The following is a 25,502-nucleotide window of genomic DNA, read 5'->3' on the forward strand; positions in this document are numbered from 1 at the left end:
CTCTCGTCCAACTCGTAGTATGCTGCCGCGCCGAAGGCGTAAGCGTATTTTGGAAGTTGGCGAACGAACCCGTGCCGGTCAGCATGAGGAGGGCAACGCCTAAACCGGCTTGGATGACCCAAACGATGTCGCCATACGTTGGGGAAAGCGGGCCGCCACCTCCGCGTGAAGTACAGCCATTCCACAAGTCGCGAGCCCAAGCACAGCTGCGGGCGTCATGTCGCGGCAGCCGTCGGGCATCCGAAGGAAATACAATTTGAAGGCCGACATAGGGAGGCTTGTATTGCAGGTCGCGGCAATAACTGCGTATTCCGACGCAAAGCAGCCGGCGATTCCGATCCATTCCAGCCACTGATTCCGACGGAAGCCAGCCACTGATTCCGATGCATTCCAGCCACCCCTGAGGGGGCTTGGGGTGGCGCGGTTCGCGAGCAGTCATCCACCGACGGCACGGTGGCTCTCCAATGATCGGGGAGCGCCATGCCAGGCCAGAGACTGCCAATGCGTCAGGTTCGAGAAGTCCTCCGCCTCAAACACGTCTGCGGCCATAGCGGGCATCAGATCGCCACCATCGTGGGCGTCAGCCGCTACACTGTGGCCGAGTACCTGCGCCGTGCCGGCGTGGTTGGCATCACCTGGCCGGTGCCGGCGGCGCTCGACGACGTGGCGCTGGAGCGCAAGCTGTTCACCCCGCCGTTCACATCCGAGCCGGGACGGCCACAGCCCGACTGGGCACGCATACACGGCGAGCTCCGCCGCCCCGGCGTGACCCTGATGCTGCTCTGGGAAGAGTATCGAGCTGGGCAACCGGATGGGTATGGCTACAGCCGTTTCTGTGATCTGCATGCCAGTTGGCGCGGCCGACTGTCGCCGACGATGCGGCAGACCCATCCAGCCGGCGAGCGCATGTTTGTTGATTAAGCCGGCCAGACAGCCGAGGTGATCGACGGTGCCACGGGCGAGGTCAGGCGGGCGCACGTCTTCGTGGCGGTGCTGGGTGCATCCAATTTCACCTACGCGGAAGCGCGGTGGACGCAGTCGCTGCCTGATTTAATCGGTTGCCACGTCGGCGCGTTCGCCAGCCTTGGCGGCGCCGCGCGACAGATCGTCTGCGACAATCTTAAAGCCGGCGTCACCGCGGCCAGCCGCTACGAGCCGGGGATCAGCCGCACCTACCAGGACATGGCGACCCACTACGGCACCGCGATCCTGCCGGCCCGGGTGCGCAAGCCCCGCGACAAGGCCAAAGTCGAGGTTGCCGTCCAAGTCGTTCAACGCTGGGTGCTGGCCCGGCTACGCAACCGTTGGTTCTTCTCCTTGCCAGAGCTGAACGGCGCGATCCGCGAGTTGATCGCCGACCTGAACAACCGGCCCATGCGCCATCTTGGCACCACCCGCCGCGCGCTGTTCGAGGCGATCGAGCGCGACGCTCTGCTGCCCATGCCTGTTGATCCGTATGCCTACGCGGAATGGCGACGCTGCCGAGCAGGGCTGGACTACCACGTCGAGGTGTATGGCCATTTCTACTCAGTGCCCTATCGCCTGACGCGCGAGGTGATCGAGGCCCGCGTCACCGACCAGACCATCGAGCTGTTCCACCAGAACAACCGCGTGGCTTGCCACGTCCGCAATCCACGGCAGCATCGGCACACCACGATCGCCGAGCATATGCCGAGCTCCCATCGGCGCCACGCCGAATGGACGCCGACCCGGCTGCTCCGTGAGGCTGAGGCGATCGGCTCGTCCACCATCGCGCTGGTCGAGCTCATCCTGGCCGCCAAGCCGCATCCCGAGCAGGGTTTCCGCGCCTACCTGGGCATCCTGCGCCTCGTTCGCAGCTATGGCCCCGAGCGGCTGGAGACGGCCTGTCAGCGCGGCCTGAATATCGGCGCCCGGACCTATGGATCGGTGCAGTCGATCCTGTGCCGCGGCCTCGACCGGGCCTACCGCCCCGAACCCGTGCCCGACGAGCTGCCCGTCCAGCACGAGAACATCCACGGCAGCGGCTATTACCATTGAGGAGATCCCCATGCTGACCCACCCCACCACGGACCGCCTGCGCGAGCTCGGCCTCGCCGGCATGGCCAGAGCACTCGAGGAGCAGCGCCGGCACGCCGATGCCGCCGATCTCGGCTTCGAGGACCGCCTGGCCATGCTGGTCGAGCGTGAGGCGCTGGAGCGCGACACCAAGCGGCTGGCGACACGGCTGAGGTTTGCCGGCCTGCGCCAGCAGGCGACCCCGGAAGATGTCGACCATCGCGCCGCTCGTGGTCTTGACCGCGCGCTGTTCCAAAAGCTCACGGGCGGCGAATGGATCGAACGCCATCAGGATCTGCTGGTTACGGGGCCGACTGGCACGGGAAAAACCTGGTTATCCTGCGCTCTCGGGCATCGTGCCTGCCGCGACAACCCCTCCGTGCTGTATCAGCGTGTGCCGCGGCTGCTGGAGGCACTCGGCATCGCCCGCGGCGACGGACGCTATGGCCGCATGCTGAAAAGCCTCGCGCGGGTGCAGCTGCTGATCCTCGACGCTTGAGCGCAAGTGACGCTCAAGGCGATCATTCCGCTGACCGCTGAACAGCGGCGCGACCTGATGGAAATCGTTGATGACCGGCATGACCAGGCCTCCACCATCATCACCAGCCAGGTGCCCGTGGAGCTGTGGCACGAGCACATCGGCAACCCCACCATCGCTGATGCCGTGCTGGACAGGCTGGTGCACGGTGCACACCGTCTCGAACTGAAAGGAGAGAGCATGCGAAAGCTGAAAGCCGCGAAAGCCAAGCTTGACGAAGCCGTCATTCAGTAGCCCAACTTCACCCGCTCGCGACACGCAACTCTACCCGGCTGGGATCATCGGAATGCCCGGCTGGCTTCGACCGGAACAGATGGCTGGTTTCAATCGGAATCGGTGGCTGCAATCGTCGGAATGCGCAGCTGGGCTATTCCGCACGATCGGCGCCGGGTAGTCCGGGAAGATCCCCGGCAAGGGCGGCAGGTTGCCAGTGCTGTCGAAGACCATCTTGAAGGCGGCGCTGAGAGCCGCCTGCCCCGTCATACTGCTGTAGAGGTTACAGATATGCCTGCTCCCTTAATTAGAGTTTCATGCGACATCAAGACATGCGATGTGTTTTGAGACAGCGTCGCAAGTTTGGAATGAGTATGGCGAGATTTTCAATTGGACAAGTCGTTCGCTGCAAATCCGGCAGCCGGCCGATGATTTTCGGAGGAACGCTGGGGGACACGGATACTGCATATCTCACCTGGACCGATGGAACTGATGCTTATGCCACGGTGATAGATAAAGACGCGCTAGTGGGTTGCCTAAAAACTCAGCATAGTTTCCAAATCGTATTCGATATCTACAGTGCCCTCCGCGATCGGATACCGTTCATGAGCAAAGCCTTCATCACCGCCGTGCTGCAGGACAGCCTCAACTGCACTGGTGTTGCGGCCAACCAGGCCGCAGAGGACCTCATCACGGCCATCGTCCACGAGATGAAGAAGGAAGGCGGGTTTACACTGCCATCCTTTGGCACATTCAGGGTTGTCAAGACGAAGGCCCGTAAGACGTTGAACCCACGCACCGGAGAGGCAGTCAAGGTGAAAGCCGGCAAGACAGTGCGGTTCAAAGCAAGCCCGAACCTTAAAAAGGCGATCTAGTATCGCCCGCGCATGCTTCTCTGACGAGCGCAGAGCCTGCATGTGTAGCGCCGCGGTCACAAGCCTAATGTGATGACCGGCCCAAGCTCTCGTGAATAGCGGTTCTGTTTAACATGTAGGCTTACTGACTGAGTTTCAGCGAGTGCCTAGCGTGTTCCATTTTGACGACAAAAATAAGGAAGCAGGCTTAATCGAACGCGGCCAGGCTATAATTGAAGAAAGTCGGGTCACTCGGGCCTGGGTGGAGCTTTTGGCAGCTGAACGGCGAAAGACTGTTGCTGAGGCTGCTAAAGCGAGAGCTTTCCGTCGTTTAAATGTTGTCAAACACATTTGATATTAAAACGACACCTTAAAAGACAACGTGGACCGCTTCACTAGCTAGGCTCAGGACTCATTGATCACAGCCAAAAGATGACGGTTGCTGCGATGCAAATTGCGGACATGAAGGTGTGGGCGCAGCGATCATAGCGGGTATGAATGCGCCGCCAGTCTTTCAGCTTGCCGAACATGTTTTCGATCTTGTGGCGCTGGCGGTAAAGGGTGCGGTCGTGCGGGATCACCACCTTGCGATTGACCTTTGACGGGATGCACGCAGTGATGCCACGTGCGCTTAGCGCGGTGCGGAACCAGGTGGCGTCGTAGCCCCGATCGCCGAGCATGACCTTAGCTTTGGGAAGTGCCTCGATCATCAGTGCGGCGCCCTTGTAGTCGCTCATCTGCCCTTCACTGAGCAGCATAACCAGCGGTCGCCCCTGACCATCACAGACGGCATGGAGCTTGGAGTTCAGGCCGCCTTTGGTGCGTCCGATACGTCGGGGAACAGGCCCTTTTTTAAAAGGCTCGCAGCTGTCCGGTGCGCTTTCAGGTGTGTCGCGTCAATCATCAACTGGTCAGGTTTGCCAGCCTTGGCCACCAGGGCCGCAAAGATGCGGTTAAAGACGCCCAGACGGCTCCAGCGAATGAACCGGTTGTAGATCGTCTTGTGCGGTCCATACTCCTTAGGAGCATCGCGCCAGCGTAGGCCGTTGCGGATCACAAAGATGATGCCGCTGATGACCCGCTGGTCATCGACCCGTGGGACCCCGTGCGACAACGGAAAATGCGGCTCAATCCGCCGCATCTGCGCTTTGGACAACCAGATCAGGTCACTCATGACACCACTCCTCAATGCCACCAATGAATCAGCCAATCCTAAACCCTGCAACTAGTTTAATAGGTCCTGAGCCTAGTACATCCAAACAACACAGGAAAGCGATAGTTGGCAGCCGTGAAGAACTGCCTCAACCTGACCGAAAAGCAGGCCATTGTCAGTGAAGTCGGCGAGAAGGGCAGCTGATTTGTCTAACGAACTCTTGGTTCATGAAGTAGCGCCGTGAGCCCATATATTTACCTTCGCTATCGCCCTCACGTCTCATGAACATAACGTCAAGCAAAACTAATTCCCTCACGATCTGACTGACGTGCCTGGGAGACAGCATGAGCGTTTTGATTATTTCTCCACGTGTTAGCATGATCTGGGTGACGATCTCTCCGGTCTGGGGAATGACATATGACACTAAATGGATAGATAGCATCGACCATAGGTCAAGGGCTTTATGAGGGTGCTTGCTGTTCTCGATAAGCCACCTGACAACTGAGGAATCCTTCTCTGGATCAATAACGATCTTATTGACTGGTTGATTAATCATCAAAGTCAGCTTTAAACAATATGGACCTCGGGGTTCAAGCATTAAGAAAGGTAAAAATCGCCGAATGTGCTAATTATCGCTGATGGCCAGACGAGTAAGTGCACCGGCTACAGTAGACACTAATGATGTCCGTGACACCGGTATTTCTGCCAAGTTCGATACGTATTTTTAATGAGACTCTTGCTCTTGCTGAAACTTGGCATGCTCAGCGGCCGATCTCGAATGTCAGGTTGGTCCGCTGGGGCGGGGTGTCGGGCGATTATATCCAGGGCCGCCCGGAACCCAAACACGTTCGGGTTCATCTGGACGCAGAAGCGGGTATGCTGCTGCGATGATTAAGAGCGCCTTTCAAAACCTCTTCTGCAGCGTGTTGAAGCAGATCAATGAGCAGGCGAGAGCGGTGAATGCGTGGTGGATATCGCTTCTACGCTCGTAGCGCGTGACGAGCCGGCGGTAGCGGTTGATCCACGCGAAGGTCCGCTCGATGACCCACCTGTGTCGGCCCAGCTTCTGGCTGGTCTCGACGCCGCGCCGGGCGATGCGGGGTGAGATCCCACGGCGGCGGCAGGCCTGGCGGCAACGTCGGTGATCGTAGGCCTTGTCGGCGTGCAGCTTGTCCGGCCGGTGTCGTGCCCGGCCCGGCTTGCCGCCGATCGGCAGGATGCTGTCGAGCAGTTCCTCGAACGGCATGCTGTCGTTGGTGTTGGCGCCGGTCAGTATGAAGGCGAGCGGGATGCCGCGCCGGTCCGTGACGAGATGGCGTTTCGTGCCGAGCCTGCCTCGATCGGTCGGGTTTGGCCCTGTCTTGTCGCCCCCCTTTTTGCAGCCAGCGGTGCGCTGTCCAGGCAGGCCCGGCTCCAGTCGATCCGGTCGGCCGCCCGCAGCCGACGCAGCAGTTCGCGGTGCAGTGCATCCCACACGCCCGCCTCTTGCCAATCCCGCAAGCGACGCCAGCACGTGATGCCCGAGCCGCACCCCACCTCAAGCGGTAGCATCTCCCACTGGATGCCGCTCCGTAGCACGAACAGGATCCCGGTCAGCGCCGCCCGATCCGGTACCCGCGGCCTGCCGCCCCGCGGTCGTGGCGGAGGCACGGGCAGCAACGGCTCGATGATCGACCAGAGGGCGTCGGAGACGAGAGGAGAAGCCATGTCTCCTCATGAATCAGATCGCCGGGCAGTACAAGGTTTTGAAAGGCGCTCTTAGGATAGCCCTTGGCCGCATCGCCAGTCGGCGCAATGCCGCTAGAACTAGGATGCTGAAAACATCACACGATCCCACCGAATAGGAACATGTAAACTCAGCCGCGGCTCCCGCCGGATGGATACGCTTCTTCGGCAGCATGAAAACAGAACTGGACGCTCGCCAGCCGTTCAAAACGCGCCTGGCTGCGAAGAACGCTGTGTTTGCTTTTATTGAAGGCTTCTACAATCGAAACCGGTTGCAGTCAGCTATCGGATACCGTTCACCTGCTGATCTGGAACAAGGCGCTGCGGCTGCGTAAGCCGTAACCGGTATCCACTTTGTCGAGGGAAGGTCAAACCTTCGCCTGGATCAACCGCAACCGCCGCCTCGTCACGCGCTATGAGCGCAGAAGCGACATCCATCACGCCTTCACTGCTCTCGCCTGCGCGCTCATCTGCTTCAACGAACTGCAGAGTAGGTTTTGAAAGGCGTTCTAAGTGCTGTGCAAACGCCTCTATTTTTCACCTGATGCAGGTTTTTGCAATTAAAGGATCCGGGTGCTTGGCTAGTTGACGTCTTGTGTCTATCAACCCGATCACAACCTCGACCCTATGTTGCCGAGGACGTGGTCAAAGCAAAAATGCCGGCTGCCGCAGACGCCTGAAGCGCAGCTGAGGAGCTCAGCAGATAGCTACCATCAGTTCGGCAATAGTGCTTCTGCACTGACAACGAGGTTGCGGCCGCCGTGTTTGGCTCGGTACATCAAGACGTCGGCCTCACGGAGTGCGTGGCCAATGCCGTTGGCGTCGTTCAGCACCGACGTGACGCCAATACTCACGGTGACGTTTATCTCCCGGCGGCCTATCAAAATCGGTTTGCTGGCAACTTTGAGTCTCAGGCGTTCAGCCAATAATCTGGCACCTGCGAGGTCCGTCTCTGGCGCTAGAACTGCGAATTCCTCCCCACCCAGACGTCCGGCAAAATCGCTTCCACGTAGAATCTCCTGAAAAGAGCTCGACATCGCACGCAGCACTTCATCACCGGCTTGATGGCCGTGGATGTCGTTGATCTGCTTAAAATTATCGGCATCAAGCATCAATAGGCATAGTGGACGATTATATCGCGTCGCTCGGACGTGCTCCATTTCACATCTTTCCAAAAAACCACGGCGATTGGATAATCCGGTCAGCGAGTCAATGGTCGCCAAACGCATGACTTCTGAAGTATATAAAACGATCCTGTGTATCATCGGCCGGAAAATCATCAGCGCTTCGACGATAAGAGTCGATAAAACGACACCGAGGATCACCTGTTGCAGAACTTCTAGTTCTGCCAAAACGTGTTCAGTCTCACGCTGATGAATCGCGACAATTTCGTTCAGCTTGCTGAGGAGCGAAAGCCGTGCCGCGGCGAACACATGATCCAGCGGTGGTCTTGCGGCGGGATCCGCTGGCGCCAAATTAGCAACCTGGCGCGCATTCGTAACGAAATCGCGAGCTTCAGCGTCCAGCGAGTCCTTGCTTCTGGTGTAAATATTTTGAATCTGAAGTGTTTCTGCGTTGCTGCGAGTGATGGCGCGGCTGGTCTTACTTAGGGTTGCCTCGGTCGCTTCGAACTCGTCAATTGCGGCAACCAATGCTGGATGTGCAGTCTTGTCCCCTAACCGGTACTGCGCCGCTAAGCTGGCGATGCGCTGCGAGAGCATGCGCTGCCGCCCTGAGACATTGATTATGGCGGCTGTGCCATGGTTGTGCTGCAACACATAAGTTAGCAACAGGTGCGACGAGATAGTTAAGCCGGCAATAATCAGCAAAGCCGTAACATAATATCTTGTAAGCAGCCGTGCGGAAAGGGGGTTTGCCAATTTCAAGACTTTGCTCAGAAATGTACGATATGTAGCCTATGCGTTTACTATGCCACACGCAGGCCTTAAAACACAGTTTTTTGCGGGCGATCTCCCTGCCCGGGCAGAATTCTAAACGCTTATCAAAACGACGCAGCGCCTGTATGGCAATTTATGTTATAATTGATACTATCCGTATCCAAAGGTCGTTGCGATAGGCGGGATGCATTGAAGCGGAGCTGCAGACCCTGATAGGGTGGTGGGCCGCACATAAGCATCAACCTATAATTGCGATTCGAGCAGATTGCCGAGATGGCTTGGCCGCTGCCTTTACGACTTTCGGTTGCCGTCCTCGAGAGCCCGTTACGACGCAGCGAGCTGCTGGTGTCGGGTTTAAGTTCGGCGTTCCCGAGTTGGTCGTCCGACTGGCGGCTTCCATTCACAACGCTGGCGTGCCGTCCATGCGTAACGCGGGTCATCCTCGAGCAGCCTCAGGTGATCGCGTAGCTGGTTGCGCTCGAGCCAGCCGATCGCCGCTTCCAGCTCGGCCAGCGTCATCTGCGCCCGGTTCTTGTTGCCGGTCATGCGCTTCAGCACCGCGTTGTAGCGGTGGTAGAGCCCGGGACCGGCCGTGCCGCCCTTGAACCCCGCGCGCCCGGCCTCGTCCTCAACCGCCTGCGCCGCGACCATCTCGCCCAGCCTTACGCGCAGGCGCCGTTCGGCCACCGACGGCGCTTCCAGCAGCTCCGCCTGCGCTGCTTCCTGCTCCGGACGCCTCAGCGCCAGTTCCGGTCCAGGCCGCAGCGTGTCGAAGCGCAGCGCCAGCGCGTTGCTCTCCAGCGGCGTGATGCCCTCCCGGGCGGGCGGCAGCTGGTCGAGCAGCCACATGGGCAGGGCGCTCTGTTTTCGCTTGGCCTTTGGCCGCGCCAGCGTGCCCTGCTCATACTCCATGCGTCGGCGGAACAGCGCGAACAGCGGATCATCAGGGTGAAACACTAGCGCCTGCTGTGTCTCATAGGCGCCGGCATAGGGATCCACCCGGGTGGCGCGTGCCACCATCTGCTCCAGCCAGGCGCGTGAGCGGATGTGGGTCAGCGCTGCCACCACCGCCACGTCCGGTGCATCCAGGCCTTCATAGGCCATGGCCACGGTCACCAGGATCGACGGCTCCGGCCGGAGCCGGAAGCTGGCCAGGATCTGGTGCGCTCGCGGCGTGTCGGAGGTGGCCAGCTGCGCCGTCTCCTCTGCCTGGGCGGCCGGGATCCAACGCCGGATCACGCCGAGGTAGTGCTTGGCCGTCGTCTGGTCCGGCGCCACCACCAGCAGCTTGCCAAGGCCGCGGGCTGCGACACCCGGTTGGAGGTCTCGCTTCTGCCGCCGTCGGGCGCGGACGTCGCGAATGGCGATGAACGCCTCATGCAGCAGGGTCTCGGCAAAGCCGGTGCGGAGTGCTGTGAACAGGGCAGGGCGGGTGGTCTCGTCAGGATGCAGGCTGGCCAGACGGTGCGGCCCGATCTCATTGTCGTCCTCGTCGCGCCAGCGTGCCGCACCGTCCAGGGCGCCGAAGGTCACCGGCAGCACGGCGCGCTCGAGCAACGCCTGGGCACGGGAATAGCCGATGACAGCCCAGCCAGGTGCATCGAGCTCGATCTCGCGGGTGCGCGCCTTCAGCCCCTTGCGGTAGGGCAGCCACAGGATCGCCTTGCCGTCTGCCCGCTCCAGCGTGCCCGACAAAAGCAGCCGGACCGTCGCGCACTCCAGCAGCGGCAGGATCGCCTGCGACCAGGCGCTGGCCTGCTCCTCGTCCGCGGCGGCAACACGGGCGGCCATATCAGGATCGGTATCGGCCAGAGCCGGCAGGTGATGCACTTCGTCCACGACAAGCAGCGTCCGATACCGGCGCATCTCGCACAGGTGCAGGTGAGGAGCTGCGGCCACGCCCTGGTAGGTGGTGATGTAGCCAGCCAGGCCGCGGCTGGGATCAGGGGTGTTGTCGGCCGCCCGCACCGACAGGCTGTGGTCCAGGATGGTGCGCCAGACCGGATCGGCGAACGCTTCCTCGGCCTGCAGGCGCAGGCTGTCACGCGGCACGATCCAGCAAACGCGCTCGATGAGGCCGGCCTCGATCAGCCGGGCGGCGGCGATCACCGGCAGCAGCGACTTGCCGCCGCCCGGCGTGACCGCGGCCAGGATGTCGCATGCGGTGGTCTCGCCGGCCACCATCGCCGCCACCATGTTGGCCAGACGCTGCTGATGGGTACGGAGCGGGCGGGTCGACGTCATCGACGGAATCTTGAGTCACGCAGACTCCGCTGTCCAGGCCGCCCACGTTGGTCGGCTTCGTGTTCAGGTCGACCGCGCCGCCTGGCTTACTGGATCAAGGCAGGTGCCGGCCGGCGCAGACCAGTCAGACGGCCTTCTTGAGGTTCGGGCTGGCCTTGAAGCGGACGGTCTTGCCGGCCTTGACCTTGACCGGCTCGCCGGTGCGCGGGTTCAGCGCCTTACGTGCCTTGGTCTTCCTGACGGTGAAGGTGCCGAACGAGGGCAGCGTGAAGCCGCCTTCCTTCTTCATTTCCTTGACGATCGCGGCGATCAACTCGGCCGCTGCCAGGTTGGCAGCGACACCGGTGCAGCCGGTCGAGTCCTGCAACGTCGCTGCGATAAAGGCCTTGCTCATCTGTCTGGTGTCCTGATGCAAAAGGCGCTGATAGAAGCTTGACCCGCGTTGATCAAGTTGATGCCTTTCGATCCGATAACGCATCTTTCTGCCTATGAGCGGCCCCGGCCGACACCATGTGACGTTTGGCGATGGGCCAAAGAAAAGGGGAATGGCTCGATGCCAATCCCCTTTGCCAATGGTCCTGGCGAGTTGCCGCCGGTGGTCGCTGTGTCCGATCAGATATCGGCGCCGGCACTTTCCGATGTGCTGTCAGCGGCCGGTGCCGGCATCTCTGACTTCTTCTTGGTTGCACGGCGTAGCTTTGCGACCGGCATCGGTGCCTCGGCAACAGCCTTTGCACGTCGGGTCTTCATCACAGCGGCTTCCGCAGGAGCTGCGGCTGGCTTGGCAGCCTGCTTCATCTCGGCGCCCTGCTTGCGCAGCCGGTCGATGGTGCGCTCCAACTTGATGATGTGAGCTTCGAGCTCGGCCTTGTTGAGCTTCGGAGCAGCCGACGTGGTCTTACCCACGACCGCGCGCTTCGCAGCCACAGGCGCCTTGGCTTTGCTTGTCGCGCGCACGCCGTTCTTCGACCCAGGCGGTCGGCCACGCGGCTTCTTTGCAGCCTCTGTCGGTGCGGTCTTTTTGGAGGAGCGTGGTGAGGTCGCGGTGCGCGCCATGGATGATTCCGATTCTCGAAGGTGGAGCGAGCGATTCGCAGGGCGGGTAACCCACCATGCTAATTACGGGGGGACAATAAACAATGCACTACCACTACCGATAATGGCGGGGGAACTTTGTCGTGCGCTCTACCGACCGGGCTGTCGCCGTTCGATCTCTCGCCGCCTACAATAGATCACGTCAGCATCCATCTCGGTCTGCCGGACCAGCCATTGCAGATAATCGAGCGGAAGCTCCGACCAGGATAACCCACGATGCTTGCCGAACGGCATCAACGGCAGCAGCTTTGGCTGGCTGGTCCAGGCGGTCATCTGCTCGACGCTGGCCAGCGCCAACATCTGTAGCAGCAGATGCGCGGTGACATAGGCGTCGGGGCCGGCACGATGCGGCGGCATCGCCAGACCGGCATAAAGCGGCAGCCCAAGCCAGTAGCGCAGCACCTGGTTGGAATGCTTTGGTGCGTCAGGCCACAGCCGCAGTGCCACCTTGTAGGTGCAGATCCAGGGGCATTGTCACGTTAACTGGTGGAGTTTGGAAGTAGGCTTGGACCGATTGGGTTGGCACGATCACCCGGTGCTTTGGGCACATGTTCCTGTGTCCATATTTTGAAAGCTTTGGCACGCACCGCACGATAGCGGCCTGCCGTCATCAGGTGGCGTCGCGGTCGGAAGTGCCCGGAGATGAAGGCGTGAGCGGAGAGGAAACGCTGTGCGTGGCGCATCGACTTGAAGCGCTGCATGTGCCGCTCTCGCCGCCGGGTTGGGCGGTGAGAGTTTTCGGCCCGGTTGTTCAGGTAACGGCCTTCGCGGTGCTCGGCATCGGGCAGCAGCTCGCGTCTCGCCACCCCGTAGCTCTTCAGCTGGTCCGTCACCACGACATGGGGCGTATAAGATAGACCGTTCAGCAGGCGCTTGAAGAAGCGCTTTGCTGCCGTGCCATCGCGGTGGCTTTGCACCAGGATGTCCAGCACGACGCCGTTTTGGTCGACAGCGCGCCAAAGATAGCGCAACTCGCCCTGGATGCGGATGAAGACTTCATCGAGGTGCCATTTGTCCCCCGGGCGAGGCCGCCGTCGACGGATGCGGCCCGCAAAATGCGAGCCGAACTTCAGGCACCATCGCCGGATGCTCTCATAGGAGACGATGACGCCACGCTCGGCCAGCAGGAGCTCCACGTCTCTAAAGCTCAAGCTGAACACGTGGTAGAGCCACACAGCGTGGCTGATCAGCTCGGCCGGAAAGCGGTGACGATGGTGTGGATCAGGCGACGTCTTCATCCAGCTATCCTGGCTCGGACCGCAGCTGAAGGCCAGTTATCGTGACAATGCCTCATAGAGGTGCCGCTTTTGACGGGCCTCAATTTTGCTGGCGGATCGGAATTCGCAGCGATCGGGCTTTGGACCACTCCGCTCCATATTCTGCTGATCGCGGCGATTACGTTCTAGTAAATAGCTGCCACATACTGATGGGCGCTGCCCTGGCGCCGTTCATCCAACACCTGCCGCGGCGCATCGCCTATCCCGCACTGTTTTTGATGTGCGACGAAAGCTGGGCGATGGCGCTGACTGACGCAAAGCAACGCACCGCAGCAGAATCCGAATTCGGATTTAGCCTGCCGTACTATGTCGGTATTTCAGTCGTATTCTATGTCATCTGGGTCCTGTTCACGACGCTTGGCAGCGCGCTCGGCTCAGCAATCGGCAACGCTCAAGCCTACGGTTTCGACATGGCATTTCCCGCGATTTTCCTTGTATTGCTGCGTGGCCTATGGAAAGGCGCCCGCGCCAGCCGCCCCTGGCTAGTCAGCCTACTTGTGGCAGCGTTGACTTATGGGTTCGTGCCGGGCGCCTGGTATGTTCCGACTGGCGCCCTGTCCGGACTTATCGCGGCTTACCTGTTGGCGGGGCGGCCATGACGGTACACGCCGCCACCTTTCTAACGATCCTGCTGATGGCCGCGCCTACCTACCTGACCCGGATCGTCGGCTATGCGGCCCTGCGCGACCGCGCCCTAAGCGCGCGCACTGGCCATCATGGAGGCAGCCCCGGGCTGCGTTCTCATCTCGGTCATCACCCCCCGCTTCGTGTCGAGCAACCCCGCCGACCTGCTCGCGGTCACGGCGACGGTAGCCGCCGCGGTCCGCCTGCCGATGCTTTCCACTGTGCTGATCGGCGTGGCCACAGCCGCGTTATTCCGCCACCTTCTAAACTGAGCGGTCCGTTGGGCAATCCGGTCACCCTCGTATTGGGTGCCGAAGGCATGGACACCCGACAATGTAGGCTATCGCGCGCTGGACCAACCTGTCCGAAGCAACGTTCATCCTCCCGGCGATTGTGGACAACGAGAGCTGAAATGCAGTTTCGGTTCCTTTACTCTGGACTCTACCCACCTTCAGGCTGCGTGATGATGAACGTGTTCCTTACCCAGGGATGCCGTACCTGCCGTCCATGTCGAACAGAATGCTCGAAGGTGTTCGACGAACGCGCGAAGAGCCGGGGTCTGTCCTCGGCGGTTGGGGTAAAAGACATGGATCGGCTCGAGCGGGACCGACCAGTGAGGTAATACATGAATGAGTTTGCCGTCCCGCAGCAACTCGTGGACGCAATAGAGGGAGGAGCAACTGATCCCGTGGCCATGAATCGTGAGGTCTACTTGCGTAGCCATGTCGCCCACGACGGTCGGTGCGCGGGGGTCAATCCGACAGGAGCCATTCTCTTCGGCCACCAGCAGCCATGGCACAATGATGCCCGTTGTCCGGCTGCGGCAGACGATTGTGTCATGCTCCAGCACGTCGGACGGTTTGGACGGAGCAGGGTGGTCCGCGAGGTAGGCCGGGGCAGCGGTGAGTACACTGATGGACGCCGGAAGTATCTTGACCGCCGTCACGTCCTTCGCAAGCAGGTCACCATACCGTAGGCCCGCGTCGAAGCCGTTCTCGACGATGTCGACCAAGCGTCCCTCGACCTCGATCTCTAATTCCACGTCGGGATAGGCCTGCCGAAAGGTCATGAGGGCCGGCGCCACAATGCCGTCATAGGCGGACCGAGGCATGGTAAGCCGCAGCGGCCCCGCAGGCCGTGTCGAGCGGCCGGCGGCTTCCAGTGTCGCATTTGCAAGCGCCGCGAACGCCGGCCCGGCCTGGTCCAGATACGCGGCGCCGGCTGCGGTCAGGCTCAGGCTGCGCGTGGACCGCGCGATCAAGGGGGTGCCCAGCCGCGCTTCCAGCGCTCGGACGGCCTGGCTGGCCGCAGAGGGCGAGATACCGAGCCGCTGGGCAGCACGGGTGAAGCTGCGTGTTTCGGCAACGGCAAGGAAGACTGGCACGCCGTCCAGCAAGCTCCGTGATCGCGCATCCATTTTGAAGCCCCGCTTCATTCGACCACCAGTATTCTACACCTAATCATTAGTGCGGCGAGGTCCTAAGTAGGCCAGAACGAAACCACGATGGAGCCTGCCGAATGATCATGCACACCCGCATCGACGTGAGTGGCGCCCGGCTGCATGTGGCTCGGACAGGGCGGGGCAGGCCGCTGCTGCTGCTTCACGGCTGGCCCGAGTTCTGGCTGACCTGGGAACCCGTTATGTCTCGGCTTGCGGACCGGTTCGAGCTCATTGCACCCGATTTGCGAGGCTTCGGCGACAGTGACAAGCCGGCGGGGGTGTTCGGGCCGCAGCAGCAGGCAACCGACATTGCGGCATTGATCGCGGCACTCGGACTCGGCAAGGTTGGGATCGTCTCGCACGATATCGGTGCCACCGTCACCCAGGTCCTGGCCCGGCGCTCCCCCGAGCTAATCGCCGGGCTGTTCTTCTTCAACTTCATGTATCCGGGCATTGGCAAGCGCTTCAACACGCCTGCCCACCTGCCGAATGTATGGCACATGTTCTTCAACCAAACCGACCTGGCACCGGCCCTGGTCGGTGCCTCTCCCGAAACCGTCCGGCTCTTCTTCACCTACTTCCTGACCCATTGGGCGCATAGAAAGTCCGCCTTCGATGCGGAAGCTCTCGATGCGTTCGTCGCCAACTTTCAGAAGCCCGGCAATTTGGAGGGCGGCTTTGCCCACTACCGAGCAGTAGCTGAGCAGCGTAAAGCGGAAATGGCCGAGGATGCCTCGCCTTCCCCGATCCCTCTGCCCACTTGTGTCCGCTGGGCGGATCACGACCCCACATTCGACCCGGCTTGGACCGACCGCTTGCCCGAGTTCTTCCCCGACCTCGACTTCGCACCGTTCCCGGACGCTGGGCACTTCCCTCATCGGGAAGACCCGGACCGGGCGGCACACGAAATCGCAAGCTTCTTCGGCCGGCTTGAGCGAAACGTGTTTAGTCCCGGAGTGTGGTGATACGGGTTGAGTTTGAAGCGTTCAGGCTCTTCGGTCCAGGTGCGGCAAATATACGCATTGCCTCGTCTGAAATGCTCCTTTGCTGTTACCCGTTGCCTCATCTGAAGGCGAGCCATGGCACGTCGTGCTGGCGTGTCGGGATGCAAAACGCGCGCAGGCGGCAGTTGAACGGCTGAACGGGCTAGGAAGGTCGCCCGGGCGACGAGCTGAGGCGATGTCGCTGGATTTGGCGTCGCTTGCATCTGTGCGGGCCTTCGCGACTGCCTTGATCGCTAAGGTGAGCGCCAGCTCGATACCAGTGCTGCATGGTTTGGTGTGTAATGCGGGCGTACAAACGGGCACCAAGCGAACGTTCACCGTTGATGGATTTGAGTCTTCGTTTGGTGTCAACCATCTCGGGCATTTTCTGCTGGTTACCAAACTGCTGCCGATTTTGGCATCACCGGCCCGTGTGACTGTAGTCGCCAGCGGCACACATGATCCGGCCCAGAAAGCCGGACCACCGCCACCCGCCTGGAACGAGCCAGCCGCGCTGTTTCGCGGCGAACTAGGAGCAGGTGCCGCCAAGGATGGACCATTCGCCTTAGGTCAACGGCTGTATACCACGTCCGAGCTAGCGAACGTCTACTTCACCTATGCCTTGGCGCGCCGCGTCGCAACGGGCGTGACGGCGAATGCCTTTGATCCCGGACTGATGCCCGGCACCGGCCTTCTCCGCAACGCCGCGCCACCGCTCCGTTTTGTCGCGAAACACGTGCTGCCCCATGTTAAGCCTCTACTTCGCCGGTTTCTAACCCCCAATGTTCATACCGTCGAAGAATCAGGAGCCGCGCTTGCCCGCCTGATGACGGACCCGCTCCTTGGCAGCACGTCTGGCAAATACTTTGAAGGGCAGAAAGAAATTCGCTCTTCCACCGGGTCTTATGACACAGATCGAGCAGAGGAGCTCTGGAAGGTCAGCGAGGTCCTGACGGAAACAGAGTGAGTTGGGTTCTTGCGAGGCACTGTGTCCCAAGCATTGAGGGCTTCAGGACGCGGATTACTAGGCCTATTGGCGACCGGTTTCTTGCTGGTCGTTATCGTACGAAAGCTCCTTGATCGAAGTTATTATCGTGGGCCCACGACCGGACATTTCGATGGCCAGCGTTTTGCCAACCCCGATAGGAACGGCAGTAGTTCACGTGGACCGGCGGGCCAGCCACCCTTAGGTTTGCTGGTTCGCTATCTTGTTGGCAACGACGGTCGCCCTCAATGGCCTAAACGTATTGTCGTCACGCCTGCAAAGCCCGCAGACCGTGTGACAGGTGAGTCCATGGTTGCGACCTGGGTCGGCCACGCGACGGTGCTCATCCAGACGCAGGGTTTGAACATCTTGACCGATCCCGTGTGGGCGCGCACAGCAGGCCCGTTCGGCATTGGTCCGCAACGTGTAGCTGAACCTGGCATCCAGTTTGCGGATTTGCCGAAGATCGATCTCGTCCTGGTTAGTCACTCTCACTACGACCACATGGATGTGCTGACGTTGCGTCAGCTCTGGGCGCGCGACCAACCTCTGATCGTAACCAGCCTCGGCAACGATGTAATTATGACCGGCGTGCAATCCGTGGCGCGCGATTGGGGTGAGCGGATACCTGTCCGACCCGGAATCGATGTGATCGTGTCTCGCAACCATCATTGGAGCAGTCGCTGGTTTAGCGATCACAATCGTGCATTGTGGTCGAGTTTCGTCGTGACCCTGCCCGGCGGCAATCTTTTCTTTGCCGGCGACACTGGCTTTGGCGACGGTAAATGGCCCGCTGAGGCAGCATCTCACGGCCAAATTCGCCTCGCATTGATCCCGATCGGAGCGTTTCGATTTAAACCGGGCCAGATGACGGCGGCTAGCCACATCGGGCCGATTGAAGCGGCTGAAGTTTTCGACCGCCTTGGTGCTTCAAGCGGAATTGGTATTCACTGGGGGGCGTTCCGGCTTAGCTACGAAGCGTACGATACTCCTTCGAAGATGCTGGCCGAAGTCATGAAGTGCTGGGGCCAGACGGGGTTTGTCACGGTTTCTCTCGGTAAACCTGTTGAAATCGCGTCCATCACATTGCCGATAGAGCACAACAGCAATCCATTAGCTTGTCAAAGGGCATCGTCGGTTACCTCGCTGCGCTAAACACTGTTCTTAAGATCGATTGTAATAAGCGTAGCCTTGGTCTTTTATCACGATAGTTATCTATACTGTCGCAACCGCCAAGTCTAAGTAGAAGGCCGATCTGACTGCCATCCGGCCAGGCTTACCGACCTCATCAAACATCCGTCACGATAAAACGATCGTTGGCGGATAACCATCTTTCTTTCCTGATATCAACATCAGGCTGAATCGAACTTTCGGTTCCGTTGCTACCGCACCCCCGAATTCAGATAGACACCAAGACTGCTACGGCATTTGCGCAGGCCGAATACCTATCCAAAACGTCACGGATCAGGCCGCTTCCTGCACGGTGTGCGCAGTGATCGTGTAGCCAAACGGATCTTGGAATGCGAAATAGCGCCCGAAAGGTCCGTCTTTCGGCGGGGAAGCAATCAGAACGTCTCGTGAAGCGAGGTGGTCGTGCAAGGCGTCGTCGCAGCCGAACCAGAGAGCGATACCATGGCCGAGTGTGTCGACCGCATGGAGATCGACGACGGGCGTGCGCACGGCGAAGGGGATCGGCTTCGTGTCGAAGACCACGGCTCCGGGCGGTCCATTCGAGACCACGGTCAATCCGACGACCTTTGTATAGAACGTGCGAGCTGCATTGAGGTCGGCGACCTGGATGCCGATGAAGTCGGGTCCTATGAGGCGCGGCATTCGCTCTTTCACCTCAAGATCTAGCCGTGCGACGGTCGCCTTCAGTCGGACAGTTACCTCCGCTGCTTGCGCGTGAGCAGCCTGCAGCGCCAGTTCGGCAGCCTTCTGCGTCGTTACCTCATAGTTGATCCCCACCAGCCCAATGATCTGGCCGGTTTCGTCGCGCACCGCTACCTTGGTGGTTATCATCCAGGCTTCGTCTTTAAGTAGCAGATATTTGGCATGCTCTTCTTGATTAAGAATCGAACGCCCGTATGTTAACGTTGCCTGTTCCTGTCGATGGTATTCAGTTGCCAGCTCAAGTGGATAAAAATCAAAGTCAGTCTTCCCGAGCAGCTCCACAGGGTCGGACACGCCCATGCCCCGGGCCACTGCCCCGTTGGCAAAAATGAACCGGCCCATCGTATCCTTCGCATAGATACGATGTGGGACATTTCCGGCAAGGACGCGCAACAGAGTGTATTCGAACGCGCTGGAAGATAGGCCGGCAGTTTCGCCAATACCTGATTTGGCGTTGGGAAAGTGCTGAAGAGATGGAGTCACGACACTTCGATTCGCGTTGAGGTCGAGTAGGCAAACCGGATGTTTGTCCTTAACGGTCATTATTCGCGATCCCAAGACGATCGGCCAGACGTGCGCATATGCGCCAGTCGCAAATCTATTCTATAACACGTTTAAGAAGAGCTTTATACCTATGTCCAGGAAACCGATATAAAACTTGTTTCTTCTTTATCTTCCGTAATCCAGTTTTTGAGATGCGTTCTGAGATTTATCTTATCATAATCTATCCGATACTGTGTGCGTTGAGATGGCGTCGGGAGGATAACCCGGATGCTAACGATGGGCAGTGGCCTGGCTTTCGGCGACGGATCACGGCCTATGCATCCACAATGCAGATAGAAGAGGAAATCCGTCGCCGTTCGTGTCTTGGTAGCTTCCAAGCCGTAGTTGAGGCTCAGCAGCATGACGCCTGCTACGGGGTAGATACGGCCACCGAAAGATTGTGTTGCACGGATCCGCTGGCTGGCGCCCTGCAGGTGTAGGTTGGCGGCACCAAGCTGCCCGTCCGTGTTCCTAGAGGTCTCGACCGTGCCGTTCAAGGCCAGCGCTGCCCAGCATCACTACATCCCCGGGCAGCGGCACAGGGTGACGAACTCGGCAGCCGACGATGCAGCCCTACGCCAGCGCGGCAGCCTCACGGTCTGGTTCAAGGATGCGGCGATCACGGCCTGGAAGGCCGAGCCGCGAACCACGCCAGGCGGCCAGCCGCACTATTCGGCCCTGGCCATCACCACGGCGCTGACGCTGCGTGCCATGTTCCGCTTGACCTTGCGCCAGACCGAAGGGCTTATCGGCTCCATCCTCGCCCTGCTCGGCCTGAATCTCGCGGTGCCGGACCACGCGACGCTGAGCCGCAGGGCCGAGACGTTGGCGCTTCCGCCCCCGCAGCCTGGCTCGTCGCCCGTGCACCTGCTGGTGGACAGCACGGGGCTGAAGCTGTGCGGCTCGGGGGAGTGGTTGCCCGAGAAGCACGGCACGCGCACGCGCCGGTCCTGGCGCAAGCTGCACATCGGCGTGGACGCCGACACCGGGCGGATCGGTGCGGCCACGCTGAGCACCAGCGATGTCGATGACGCCTCCCAGGTCAGCGCTCTGCTTGACCAGGCCGGCCCGCTCGCCTCGTTCACGGCTGACGGCGCGTATGACCAGGACGGGGTCTACGGCAAGGTCGCCAAGCATTCCTAGCCTCTTATATTGTTCCCGGCCTTTCGTACCGGGACCTGGCTTTGTGCCTGTTAGAGCAATTTCTCCATCAGCTGGACGCGCAGCATGAACCCTTCGTCGAACGGGAGTTCCATAGGTCCCATGATGGCGTAGCCGTGTCGGAGATAGAAGGGGACCGCCTGCAGCGTCGACGTCAATTCCACCCGTGCAAAGCTGGCCTCCCGGGCAGCATCCTCACATTGCACCAGCAGCAGCGAACCGATGCCGGACCGGGCATAGTCGGGATCGACGTAAAAGGCCCGTATCCGGCATGCCTCCGATGCGGGATCGAGCGACGGAGACGCGGCCTCGTCTGGCCCGTGGCCGCCGCTGATCGTGTGCCGATAACTCCAGCCTCCCGCACCGACGACGATCCTATCGACTTCGGCGACGTAGTAGGTCCGGTCCCGTACCAGCTGCCAATCAACGCCGTAGGCTAGCCGAACGGCCGACGCGACCTCATCGGAGTGGTAGTGCTCCAGGTGCAGCGCCTCGATCGACCTGACGATCAGTTTGTTTATGTGCGCCACGTCCTCGGCTTCTGCTAATCTTAGTTTCATGAAGAGCCATGCCCTCTCCGGTTGCTGCGGGATATATGCACCGATCCAGCCATATCACTACTTATCGCCACCAAGGGCTCTGTCGGGGCTCATATTAGCTATTTTCATCGCTGCTGGACAATCTTGAAATGGTTAAGTGTTCGGTTCTGTTGCAAAGTTTCGATCGACCGGTGCGTGATGGCTAACGGCAACGGTTATGGATCTGGAGACGATGTCAATTGCGTTCAAAGGCAGCCACTTCGAGCGCGACATTATCTTGTGGGGTGTTCGCTGGTATGTGGCGTATCCGTTGAGCTACCGACAGGTTGAAGAGATGATAGGGGAGCGTGGCGTGAAGGTCGACCACACGACGCTGCATCGCTGGGTGTTCAGGTATGTGCCGTTGCTGGAGAAGGCCTTCGTGGACCGCAAACGTCCGGTCGGCGGCAGCTGGCGGATGGATGAGACCTACATACGGATCAAGGGCGTGTGGAAGTATCTGTATCGTGCAGTCGACAAGGCGGGTGCCACAGTGGGCTTCCTGTTGACCGCCAAGCGCGATCGCAAGGCGGCGCTGCGTTTCCTGTGCAAGGCTATCACCCGACATAGGGTTCCCAAGACGATCACCATCAACAAGAGCGGCGCCAACACCGCGCCGATTGACAGCTACAACACCGAGCATGACGCCGGGATCAAAATGCGCCAAGTCAAGTATCTCAACAACCTCGTCGAGCAGGACCACCGGGCGATCAAACAAATCACCAAGCCAATGCTCGGCTTCAAGAATTTCTGGTCAGCGGCGACCACCATTGCCGGCATCGAGATCATGCACATGATCCGCAAGGGTCAGTTACGTTCGACAGCAAAGCTGCGCCCAGCGCAGCAGTTCTACTCCCTCGCAGGATAGAAAAACCAACGTCCCAGCCCATACTCAGACACGACGAAACTTTGCAACAGAACCTTCCGGCAGCGCATCCGGTTATGTAGCTTCGATGATGACATCGTCGCCCTGTTTTCTCGGGAAGGTTCATTGACGACGCCTTGTCCAACCATCTGGACGAGATCGGCCGCATGATGGGCGGTGATGGCGTGGCTGTGCTGCACAGGCGCGAGCTGATCACCAGCAGTATCTGCCCCAGCGATAATGAGACTGTGCTCTCGCGGCATGGCTGGCGGATCGCGCCGTCGCACCGGTGTTTTCGACGGACAGCCTGTCGCGCGCCTACCCGGCCGGCGCCGGGTTTCAGAAACCGGTCAGTGGCGTGCTGTCGGTAACCTTGTCGGTCGACGAGCCGTGGCTGCTGCTCTGGTTTCAGGCCGAGCAGATCGAAACCGTCGAGTGGGCCGGCAACCCGCACAAGGCGCACAGTCTCGATCCCCGACTGCTGCTGACGCCGCGGGCGTCGTTCGAGGCCTGGGCTGAAATCGTCCGCGGACGTGTCCGTGCCTGGTCGCTGGCGGAGATCGAGGCGGCCACGCGGCTGCGGTCGGCGTGGCTGGACGTGCAGCAGAACCGGCGCCTGCGAGCTCAACAGCAACCTGACCAGGATCCTGCAGGACAAGGATCTCCTGCTGCAGCAGAAGGCGTTCCTGATCGGCGAGGTCAATCATCGTGTGCAAAACTGCAATCTGCTGGTCTCCACCTTCCTGGGTCTGCAGGCCAGCACATCGACCAATGTCGAGCTGCAGGAAGCCCTGGAAGAACCGCGTCGGCGCCTGACCGCCGTGGTTTTGGTGCACCGCCGGCTCTACCGCGGTGACCATGTCGAGGTGGTCGACGGCGCTCGCTACATCGAGGAGCTGCGCGCGGACACCTTCTCGTTCAAGGGTCAGGATTGGGCGAAGCACCTGACCCTGGATCTGATGCCGGTGCTGATCGCCACCGACCGGGTGGTGACCCTGGGCCTGGTGCTGACCGAACTACTGATCAACTCCAACAAGTATGCCTATGCCGGAAGCCCAGGTCCGATCCAGATCGAGCTGAAGGAAGATCGTGCGCACATCCACATGGTGGTCTCTGACAAAGGCCTGACCAAGAACACTTTCCGCAAAGGGTTCGGCTCGCGCATCATGGAGAGGCTGGTGAAGCTGAGCTGCTGCCGGTTTCGTGGACACCGAGATTAGGGTGTTTCATGAGATTGGAGGGTGGAGATGGTACGGCGACAGTTCAGCCGAGAGTTCAAGCTGGAGGCGGTCCGGCTGGTCAAGGAGCGTGGTGTTTCGGTGGTGCAAGTCAGCCGAGACTTGGATGTCGGCGAAAACATCCTGCGGCGTTGGATCAAGGAGCTCACTGCGGATCCTGGGCAGGCCTTTCCGGGTCACGGCCAGGTCAAGCCCGAGCAGCAGGAGATCGATCGGTTGCGGCGTGAGGTCGCCAAGCTCAAGGCTGAGCGCGACATTCTAAAAAAAGCCGCGGCCTACTTCGCGAGGGAGTTGTTGTGAAGTTCGGCTTCATCGCGAAACATCGAGGGATCTGGCCGGTGCGGTGGCTTTGCGAGGCGCTCGATGTCTCGCGCAGTGGGTTTCATGCCTGGCTCTCCCGGTCGCCCAGTGCCCGGGCGCGCGGTGACGAGGTTCTCGGCGCCCAGATCAAGGCCAGCTTCGTCGGCAGTGACCGGACCTATGGCGCCCGGCGGGTCTGGCACGACGTGCTGGCCGAGGGGGCCGCATGCGGGCTGCACCGTGTCGAGCGGTTGATGCGTGAGCACGCCTTGCGGGCAAGGCCACGCCGCCGGGGTCTGCCTTCGGACAAGGGCACCCGGCACGAAGCGGCAGACAACGTGCTGGATCGCCAGTTCGACGCCACGACGCCAAACCAGAAGTGGATCGCCGACTTCACCTATCTCTGGACAGCCGAGGGCTGGCTCTACGTAGCGGCCGTCATCGACCTGTTTTCACGCCGCGTGGTGGGCTGGTCGATGAGCGCGACCATGACCGCCCAGCTCGTCGCGGATGCGCTGATGATGGCGATCTGGCGCCGCGGTAAACCAAACGCGCTGCTCCACCACTCGGATCAGGGAAGCCAATATAGCAGTGAGCAGTTTCAGAAGCTCCTAGTGGATCACGGCGTCACATGCAGCATGAGCCGGTCGGGTAACGTCTGGGACAATGCAGCGATGGAGAGCTTCTTCTCCTCGCTGAAAACCGAGCGAACAGCTCGCAAGGTGTATCGCACCCGGGACCAGGCCCGGGCTGACGTGTTCGATTACATCGAGCGGTTCTACAACCCGCGCCGACGCCACTCGACCATCGGATATCTGAGCCCTATGGAGTTCGAGCGTATCAAAGCGTCAGCTTAAGTTGTGTGTCCACAGAACCGGCAGCAGCTCAGACAGCTACCCGATCGATACACTGAAGATTGACAGAGCCTTTGTGCTTGGCATGATCGAGCGACCTCGAACCCGAGCGCTGGTGGAAATGGTCACCACTTTGGCGAAGGCACTCGATCTGGATGTGGTTGCCGAAAGAGTGGAAACAGAGGCGCAGTTCCAGGCTCTGATCGCCATGGGATGCCACCATTTCCAGGGCTACCATCTGTCGCGACCACTCTCATTTGCCGATGCCATGTAAGCCTCCAGAAGCGATCCAGCCTAACGGTAGCTTGTAGCGACACACACGCCTTGAACTCGACCGAACATCATGTTCGCTTGCCTGCCATCGGTCCGTCCTCTCGTCAGGGCGAGCCGAGTTTCGGTCACCTGTCCAAGATCCGGGAACCGCCTTGCTTGGAGCGTTTGCCACACGGTGGAGAGCATGCATCACAGCTAGGACCTCGGTCACGGCCGAATTTTCGTCGGTCTTGTTTATCCCGAAAGCCTTGATTCGCGCGCCAGGGGACTGCTAGCTGCCTGTTCTTGTAATAAATAACGTCTTACCTTCGCCATATCGCCACGTGCGTCTCAGAAAACGGATCAAAACATCAAAGCAATTGCGCCGGAATTGGACCCTAAGAGGAAGACACATTCTCAGAATTGGCCTTATGCTATTTGTTTGGACGGTCATGAGAAAGTGGATTTCGTCGATTACTTCGTTTTTATAAGTGACTGTGTTATAGTCGGCTTTTGAAAGTCGTTCAGTTGTGAGCATTTCTCCGCCTAACGCTGTCATCCCTACAACCAAGGCCCTCAACGTTCCGAATGAGAGCGGCCCTGCTGTCGGTCTAGGTCTTTCCCAAATCGTACGGAGTGCGGCTCATGCGGCAGAATGTCCGGTTGCGGTGCTATGCCAGGCGACTGCTTCGGGTACATACCAGGTGATTACGTCGTTCGGCGTCGAAGACCTACGAACCCATAGAGTCCT

At 60.1% G+C, this 25,502-nt stretch carries 21 protein-coding genes and 7 pseudogenes; 15 read left to right on the top strand and 13 right to left on the bottom strand.

Going from position 1 to position 25,502, the window contains the following annotated elements:
• The first annotated feature begins 480 nt into the window (after positions 1-480).
• Both istA and istB read left to right on the top strand, forming a co-directional pair.
• A pseudogene (istA, locus tag HN018_RS27635) lies at positions 481-2,019 on the top strand (IS21 family transposase).
• A gap of 10 nt (positions 2,020-2,029) precedes the next feature.
• A pseudogene (gene istB / locus HN018_RS27640) lies at positions 2,030-2,809 on the top strand (IS21-like element helper ATPase IstB).
• A gap of 135 nt (positions 2,810-2,944) precedes the next feature.
• Here the strand turns inward: istB and HN018_RS29000 are convergent.
• A pseudogene (locus tag HN018_RS29000) lies at positions 2,945-3,079 on the bottom strand (SOS response-associated peptidase); the annotation flags it as partial.
• Positions 3,080-3,393: 314 nt separating this feature from the next.
• Between HN018_RS29000 and HN018_RS27645 the strand changes: the two are divergent.
• Positions 3,394-3,663, top strand: coding sequence for an HU family DNA-binding protein (locus HN018_RS27645; RefSeq protein WP_171836869.1), 270 nt, complete (start codon positions 3,394-3,396; stop codon positions 3,661-3,663).
• 398 nt (positions 3,664-4,061) lie between these two features.
• Here the strand turns inward: HN018_RS27645 and HN018_RS27650 are convergent.
• Both HN018_RS27650 and HN018_RS27655 read right to left on the bottom strand, forming a co-directional pair.
• Positions 4,062-4,816, bottom strand: a protein-coding gene (locus HN018_RS27650) for an IS5 family transposase (RefSeq protein ID WP_171836870.1) whose coding sequence is annotated in 2 segments (ribosomal slippage) — positions 4,062-4,483 and positions 4,483-4,816 — 756 coding nt in all. Because the reading frame shifts where the segments join, the coding sequence is not laid out codon by codon here.
• A 967-nt stretch (positions 4,817-5,783) separates the two neighbouring features.
• Positions 5,784-6,502, bottom strand: a pseudogene (locus HN018_RS27655) (IS5 family transposase); the annotation flags it as partial.
• 191 nt (positions 6,503-6,693) lie between these two features.
• On the opposite strand from HN018_RS27655, the gene HN018_RS27660 reads away from it, so the two are divergent.
• The gene (locus HN018_RS27660) at positions 6,694-6,855 is read left to right on the top strand and encodes an IS3 family transposase (protein WP_171837433.1); all 162 of its coding nucleotides are present in this window, start codon (positions 6,694-6,696) and stop codon (positions 6,853-6,855) included.
• A gap of 378 nt (positions 6,856-7,233) precedes the next feature.
• Here HN018_RS27660 and HN018_RS27665 read toward each other — a convergent pair whose 3' ends face one another.
• The 6 genes from HN018_RS27665 to HN018_RS27690 all read right to left on the bottom strand — a co-directional run bounded on the left by HN018_RS27665 (position 7,234) and on the right by HN018_RS27690 (position 12,995).
• Positions 7,234-8,406, bottom strand: a complete 1,173-nt coding sequence (locus tag HN018_RS27665; RefSeq protein WP_171837432.1) for a diguanylate cyclase — start codon at positions 8,404-8,406, stop codon at positions 7,234-7,236.
• 366 nt (positions 8,407-8,772) lie between these two features.
• Positions 8,773-10,662 (bottom strand): DEAD/DEAH box helicase, encoded by a 1,890-nt coding sequence (locus HN018_RS27670; protein WP_171837431.1) that lies wholly within the window; start codon positions 10,660-10,662, stop codon positions 8,773-8,775.
• A gap of 124 nt (positions 10,663-10,786) precedes the next feature.
• Positions 10,787-11,056, bottom strand: a complete 270-nt coding sequence (locus HN018_RS27675; RefSeq protein WP_171837436.1) for an HU family DNA-binding protein — start codon at positions 11,054-11,056, stop codon at positions 10,787-10,789.
• Between the two features lie 218 nt (positions 11,057-11,274).
• Entirely contained in the window at positions 11,275-11,718 is a 444-nt protein-coding gene (locus tag HN018_RS27680; RefSeq protein ID WP_171837430.1) for a hypothetical protein, read from the bottom strand.
• 129 nt (positions 11,719-11,847) lie between these two features.
• Positions 11,848-12,204 (bottom strand): putative quorum-sensing-regulated virulence factor, encoded by a 357-nt coding sequence (locus HN018_RS27685; protein WP_171837429.1) that lies wholly within the window; start codon positions 12,202-12,204, stop codon positions 11,848-11,850.
• Positions 12,205-12,236: 32 nt separating this feature from the next.
• Positions 12,237-12,995 (bottom strand): IS6 family transposase, encoded by a 759-nt coding sequence (locus tag HN018_RS27690; RefSeq protein ID WP_239479482.1) that lies wholly within the window; start codon positions 12,993-12,995, stop codon positions 12,237-12,239.
• A 51-nt stretch (positions 12,996-13,046) separates the two neighbouring features.
• Here HN018_RS27690 and HN018_RS27695 point away from each other — a divergent pair.
• Positions 13,047-13,633, top strand: a pseudogene (locus tag HN018_RS27695) (AzlC family ABC transporter permease); the annotation flags it as partial.
• Positions 13,630-13,930, top strand: a pseudogene (locus tag HN018_RS27700) (AzlD family protein). The pseudogenes HN018_RS27695 and HN018_RS27700, both read left to right, overlap by 4 nt.
• Before the next feature lie 179 nt (positions 13,931-14,109).
• Here the strand turns inward: HN018_RS27700 and HN018_RS27705 are convergent.
• Entirely contained in the window at positions 14,110-15,093 is a 984-nt protein-coding gene (locus HN018_RS27705; RefSeq protein WP_171837428.1) for a LysR family transcriptional regulator, read from the bottom strand.
• An 83-nt stretch (positions 15,094-15,176) separates the two neighbouring features.
• Between HN018_RS27705 and HN018_RS27710 the strand changes: the two genes are divergently transcribed.
• The 3 genes from HN018_RS27710 to HN018_RS27720 all read left to right on the top strand — a co-directional run bounded on the left by HN018_RS27710 (position 15,177) and on the right by HN018_RS27720 (position 18,222).
• On the top strand, positions 15,177-16,064 hold the full coding sequence (locus HN018_RS27710; protein WP_239479483.1) for an alpha/beta fold hydrolase: 888 nt from the start codon (positions 15,177-15,179) through the stop codon (positions 16,062-16,064).
• A 124-nt stretch (positions 16,065-16,188) separates the two neighbouring features.
• Positions 16,189-17,049 carry an SDR family NAD(P)-dependent oxidoreductase gene (locus tag HN018_RS27715; protein ID WP_239479496.1) on the top strand — a complete coding sequence of 287 codons (861 nt, stop codon included), beginning with the start codon at positions 16,189-16,191 and terminating at the stop codon, positions 17,047-17,049.
• A 327-nt stretch (positions 17,050-17,376) separates the two neighbouring features.
• Positions 17,377-18,222 carry an MBL fold metallo-hydrolase gene (locus HN018_RS27720; protein WP_239479484.1) on the top strand — a complete coding sequence of 282 codons (846 nt, stop codon included), beginning with the start codon at positions 17,377-17,379 and terminating at the stop codon, positions 18,220-18,222.
• Between the two features lie 309 nt (positions 18,223-18,531).
• On the opposite strand, the gene HN018_RS29010 is transcribed toward HN018_RS27720, so the two are convergent.
• The gene (locus HN018_RS29010; protein WP_239479497.1) at positions 18,532-18,900 is read right to left on the bottom strand and encodes a VOC family protein; all 369 of its coding nucleotides are present in this window, start codon (positions 18,898-18,900) and stop codon (positions 18,532-18,534) included.
• Positions 18,901-19,044: 144 nt separating this feature from the next.
• Positions 19,045-19,503, bottom strand: a pseudogene (locus HN018_RS29320) (PAS domain-containing protein); the annotation flags it as partial.
• Between the two features lie 465 nt (positions 19,504-19,968).
• Here HN018_RS29320 and HN018_RS27730 point away from each other — a divergent pair.
• Entirely contained in the window at positions 19,969-20,646 is a 678-nt protein-coding gene (locus tag HN018_RS27730; RefSeq protein ID WP_239479485.1) for an IS5 family transposase, read from the top strand.
• 50 nt (positions 20,647-20,696) lie between these two features.
• Here HN018_RS27730 and HN018_RS27735 read toward each other — a convergent pair whose 3' ends face one another.
• Positions 20,697-21,224 carry a GNAT family N-acetyltransferase gene (locus HN018_RS27735; protein ID WP_171837424.1) on the bottom strand — a complete coding sequence of 176 codons (528 nt, stop codon included), beginning with the start codon at positions 21,222-21,224 and terminating at the stop codon, positions 20,697-20,699.
• Between the two features lie 211 nt (positions 21,225-21,435).
• On the opposite strand from HN018_RS27735, the gene HN018_RS27740 reads away from it, so the two are divergent.
• From HN018_RS27740 to HN018_RS27755, 5 genes are all read left to right on the top strand, one after another.
• Positions 21,436-22,110, top strand: coding sequence for an IS6 family transposase (locus HN018_RS27740; protein WP_171837423.1), 675 nt, complete (start codon positions 21,436-21,438; stop codon positions 22,108-22,110).
• Positions 22,111-22,396: 286 nt separating this feature from the next.
• A complete protein-coding gene (locus HN018_RS29700; protein ID WP_171837422.1) occupies positions 22,397-22,963 on the top strand; it encodes a GAF domain-containing protein in 567 nt (188 codons plus the stop codon).
• Positions 22,857-23,327 carry a histidine kinase dimerization/phosphoacceptor domain -containing protein gene (locus tag HN018_RS29020; RefSeq protein ID WP_408886863.1) on the top strand — a complete coding sequence of 157 codons (471 nt, stop codon included), beginning with the start codon at positions 22,857-22,859 and terminating at the stop codon, positions 23,325-23,327. Before HN018_RS29700 ends, HN018_RS29020 begins: the two co-directional genes overlap by 107 nt.
• 27 nt (positions 23,328-23,354) lie before the next feature.
• Positions 23,355-24,502 (top strand): IS3 family transposase gene (locus tag HN018_RS27750; RefSeq protein WP_239479487.1). Its coding sequence is split into 2 segments (ribosomal slippage): positions 23,355-23,616 and positions 23,616-24,502, totalling 1,149 coding nucleotides; the frame shifts between segments, so codons are not numbered across the junction.
• An 82-nt stretch (positions 24,503-24,584) separates the two neighbouring features.
• A complete protein-coding gene (locus HN018_RS27755) occupies positions 24,585-24,773 on the top strand; it encodes an EAL domain-containing protein (RefSeq protein WP_239479488.1) in 189 nt (62 codons plus the stop codon).
• Positions 24,774-25,502 lie beyond the last annotated feature (729 nt).

It is taken from the genome of Lichenicola cladoniae, from assembly GCF_013201075.1.
GTDB classification, from domain to species: domain Bacteria; phylum Pseudomonadota; class Alphaproteobacteria; order Acetobacterales; family Acetobacteraceae; genus Lichenicola; species Lichenicola cladoniae.

What these genes read in the sequence shown, in the direction of transcription:
- HN018_RS27690 (WP_239479482.1), bottom strand. Translation starts at nt 12,995, where the DNA reads ATGAAGACGTCGCCTGATCCACACCATCGTCACCGCTTTCCGGCCGAG.
- HN018_RS27735 (WP_171837424.1), bottom strand. Translation starts at nt 21,224, where the DNA reads ATGAAACTAAGATTAGCAGAAGCCGAGGACGTGGCGCACATAAACAAA.
- HN018_RS27720 (WP_239479484.1), top strand. Translation starts at nt 17,377, where the DNA reads ATGGTTGCGACCTGGGTCGGCCACGCGACGGTGCTCATCCAGACGCAG.
- HN018_RS27645 (WP_171836869.1), top strand. Translation starts at nt 3,394, where the DNA reads ATGAGCAAAGCCTTCATCACCGCCGTGCTGCAGGACAGCCTCAACTGC.
- HN018_RS27710 (WP_239479483.1), top strand. Translation starts at nt 15,177, where the DNA reads ATGATCATGCACACCCGCATCGACGTGAGTGGCGCCCGGCTGCATGTG.
- HN018_RS27670 (WP_171837431.1), bottom strand. Translation starts at nt 10,662, where the DNA reads ATGACGTCGACCCGCCCGCTCCGTACCCATCAGCAGCGTCTGGCCAAC.
- HN018_RS27660 (WP_171837433.1), top strand. Translation starts at nt 6,694, where the DNA reads ATGAAAACAGAACTGGACGCTCGCCAGCCGTTCAAAACGCGCCTGGCT.
- HN018_RS27705 (WP_171837428.1), bottom strand. Translation starts at nt 15,093, where the DNA reads ATGAAGCGGGGCTTCAAAATGGATGCGCGATCACGGAGCTTGCTGGAC.
- HN018_RS27680 (WP_171837430.1), bottom strand. Translation starts at nt 11,718, where the DNA reads ATGGCGCGCACCGCGACCTCACCACGCTCCTCCAAAAAGACCGCACCG.
- HN018_RS27740 (WP_171837423.1), top strand. Translation starts at nt 21,436, where the DNA reads ATGTCAATTGCGTTCAAAGGCAGCCACTTCGAGCGCGACATTATCTTG.
- HN018_RS27755 (WP_239479488.1), top strand. Translation starts at nt 24,585, where the DNA reads ATGATCGAGCGACCTCGAACCCGAGCGCTGGTGGAAATGGTCACCACT.
- HN018_RS27675 (WP_171837436.1), bottom strand. Translation starts at nt 11,056, where the DNA reads ATGAGCAAGGCCTTTATCGCAGCGACGTTGCAGGACTCGACCGGCTGC.
- HN018_RS29010 (WP_239479497.1), bottom strand. Translation starts at nt 18,900, where the DNA reads ATGCCGCGCCTCATAGGACCCGACTTCATCGGCATCCAGGTCGCCGAC.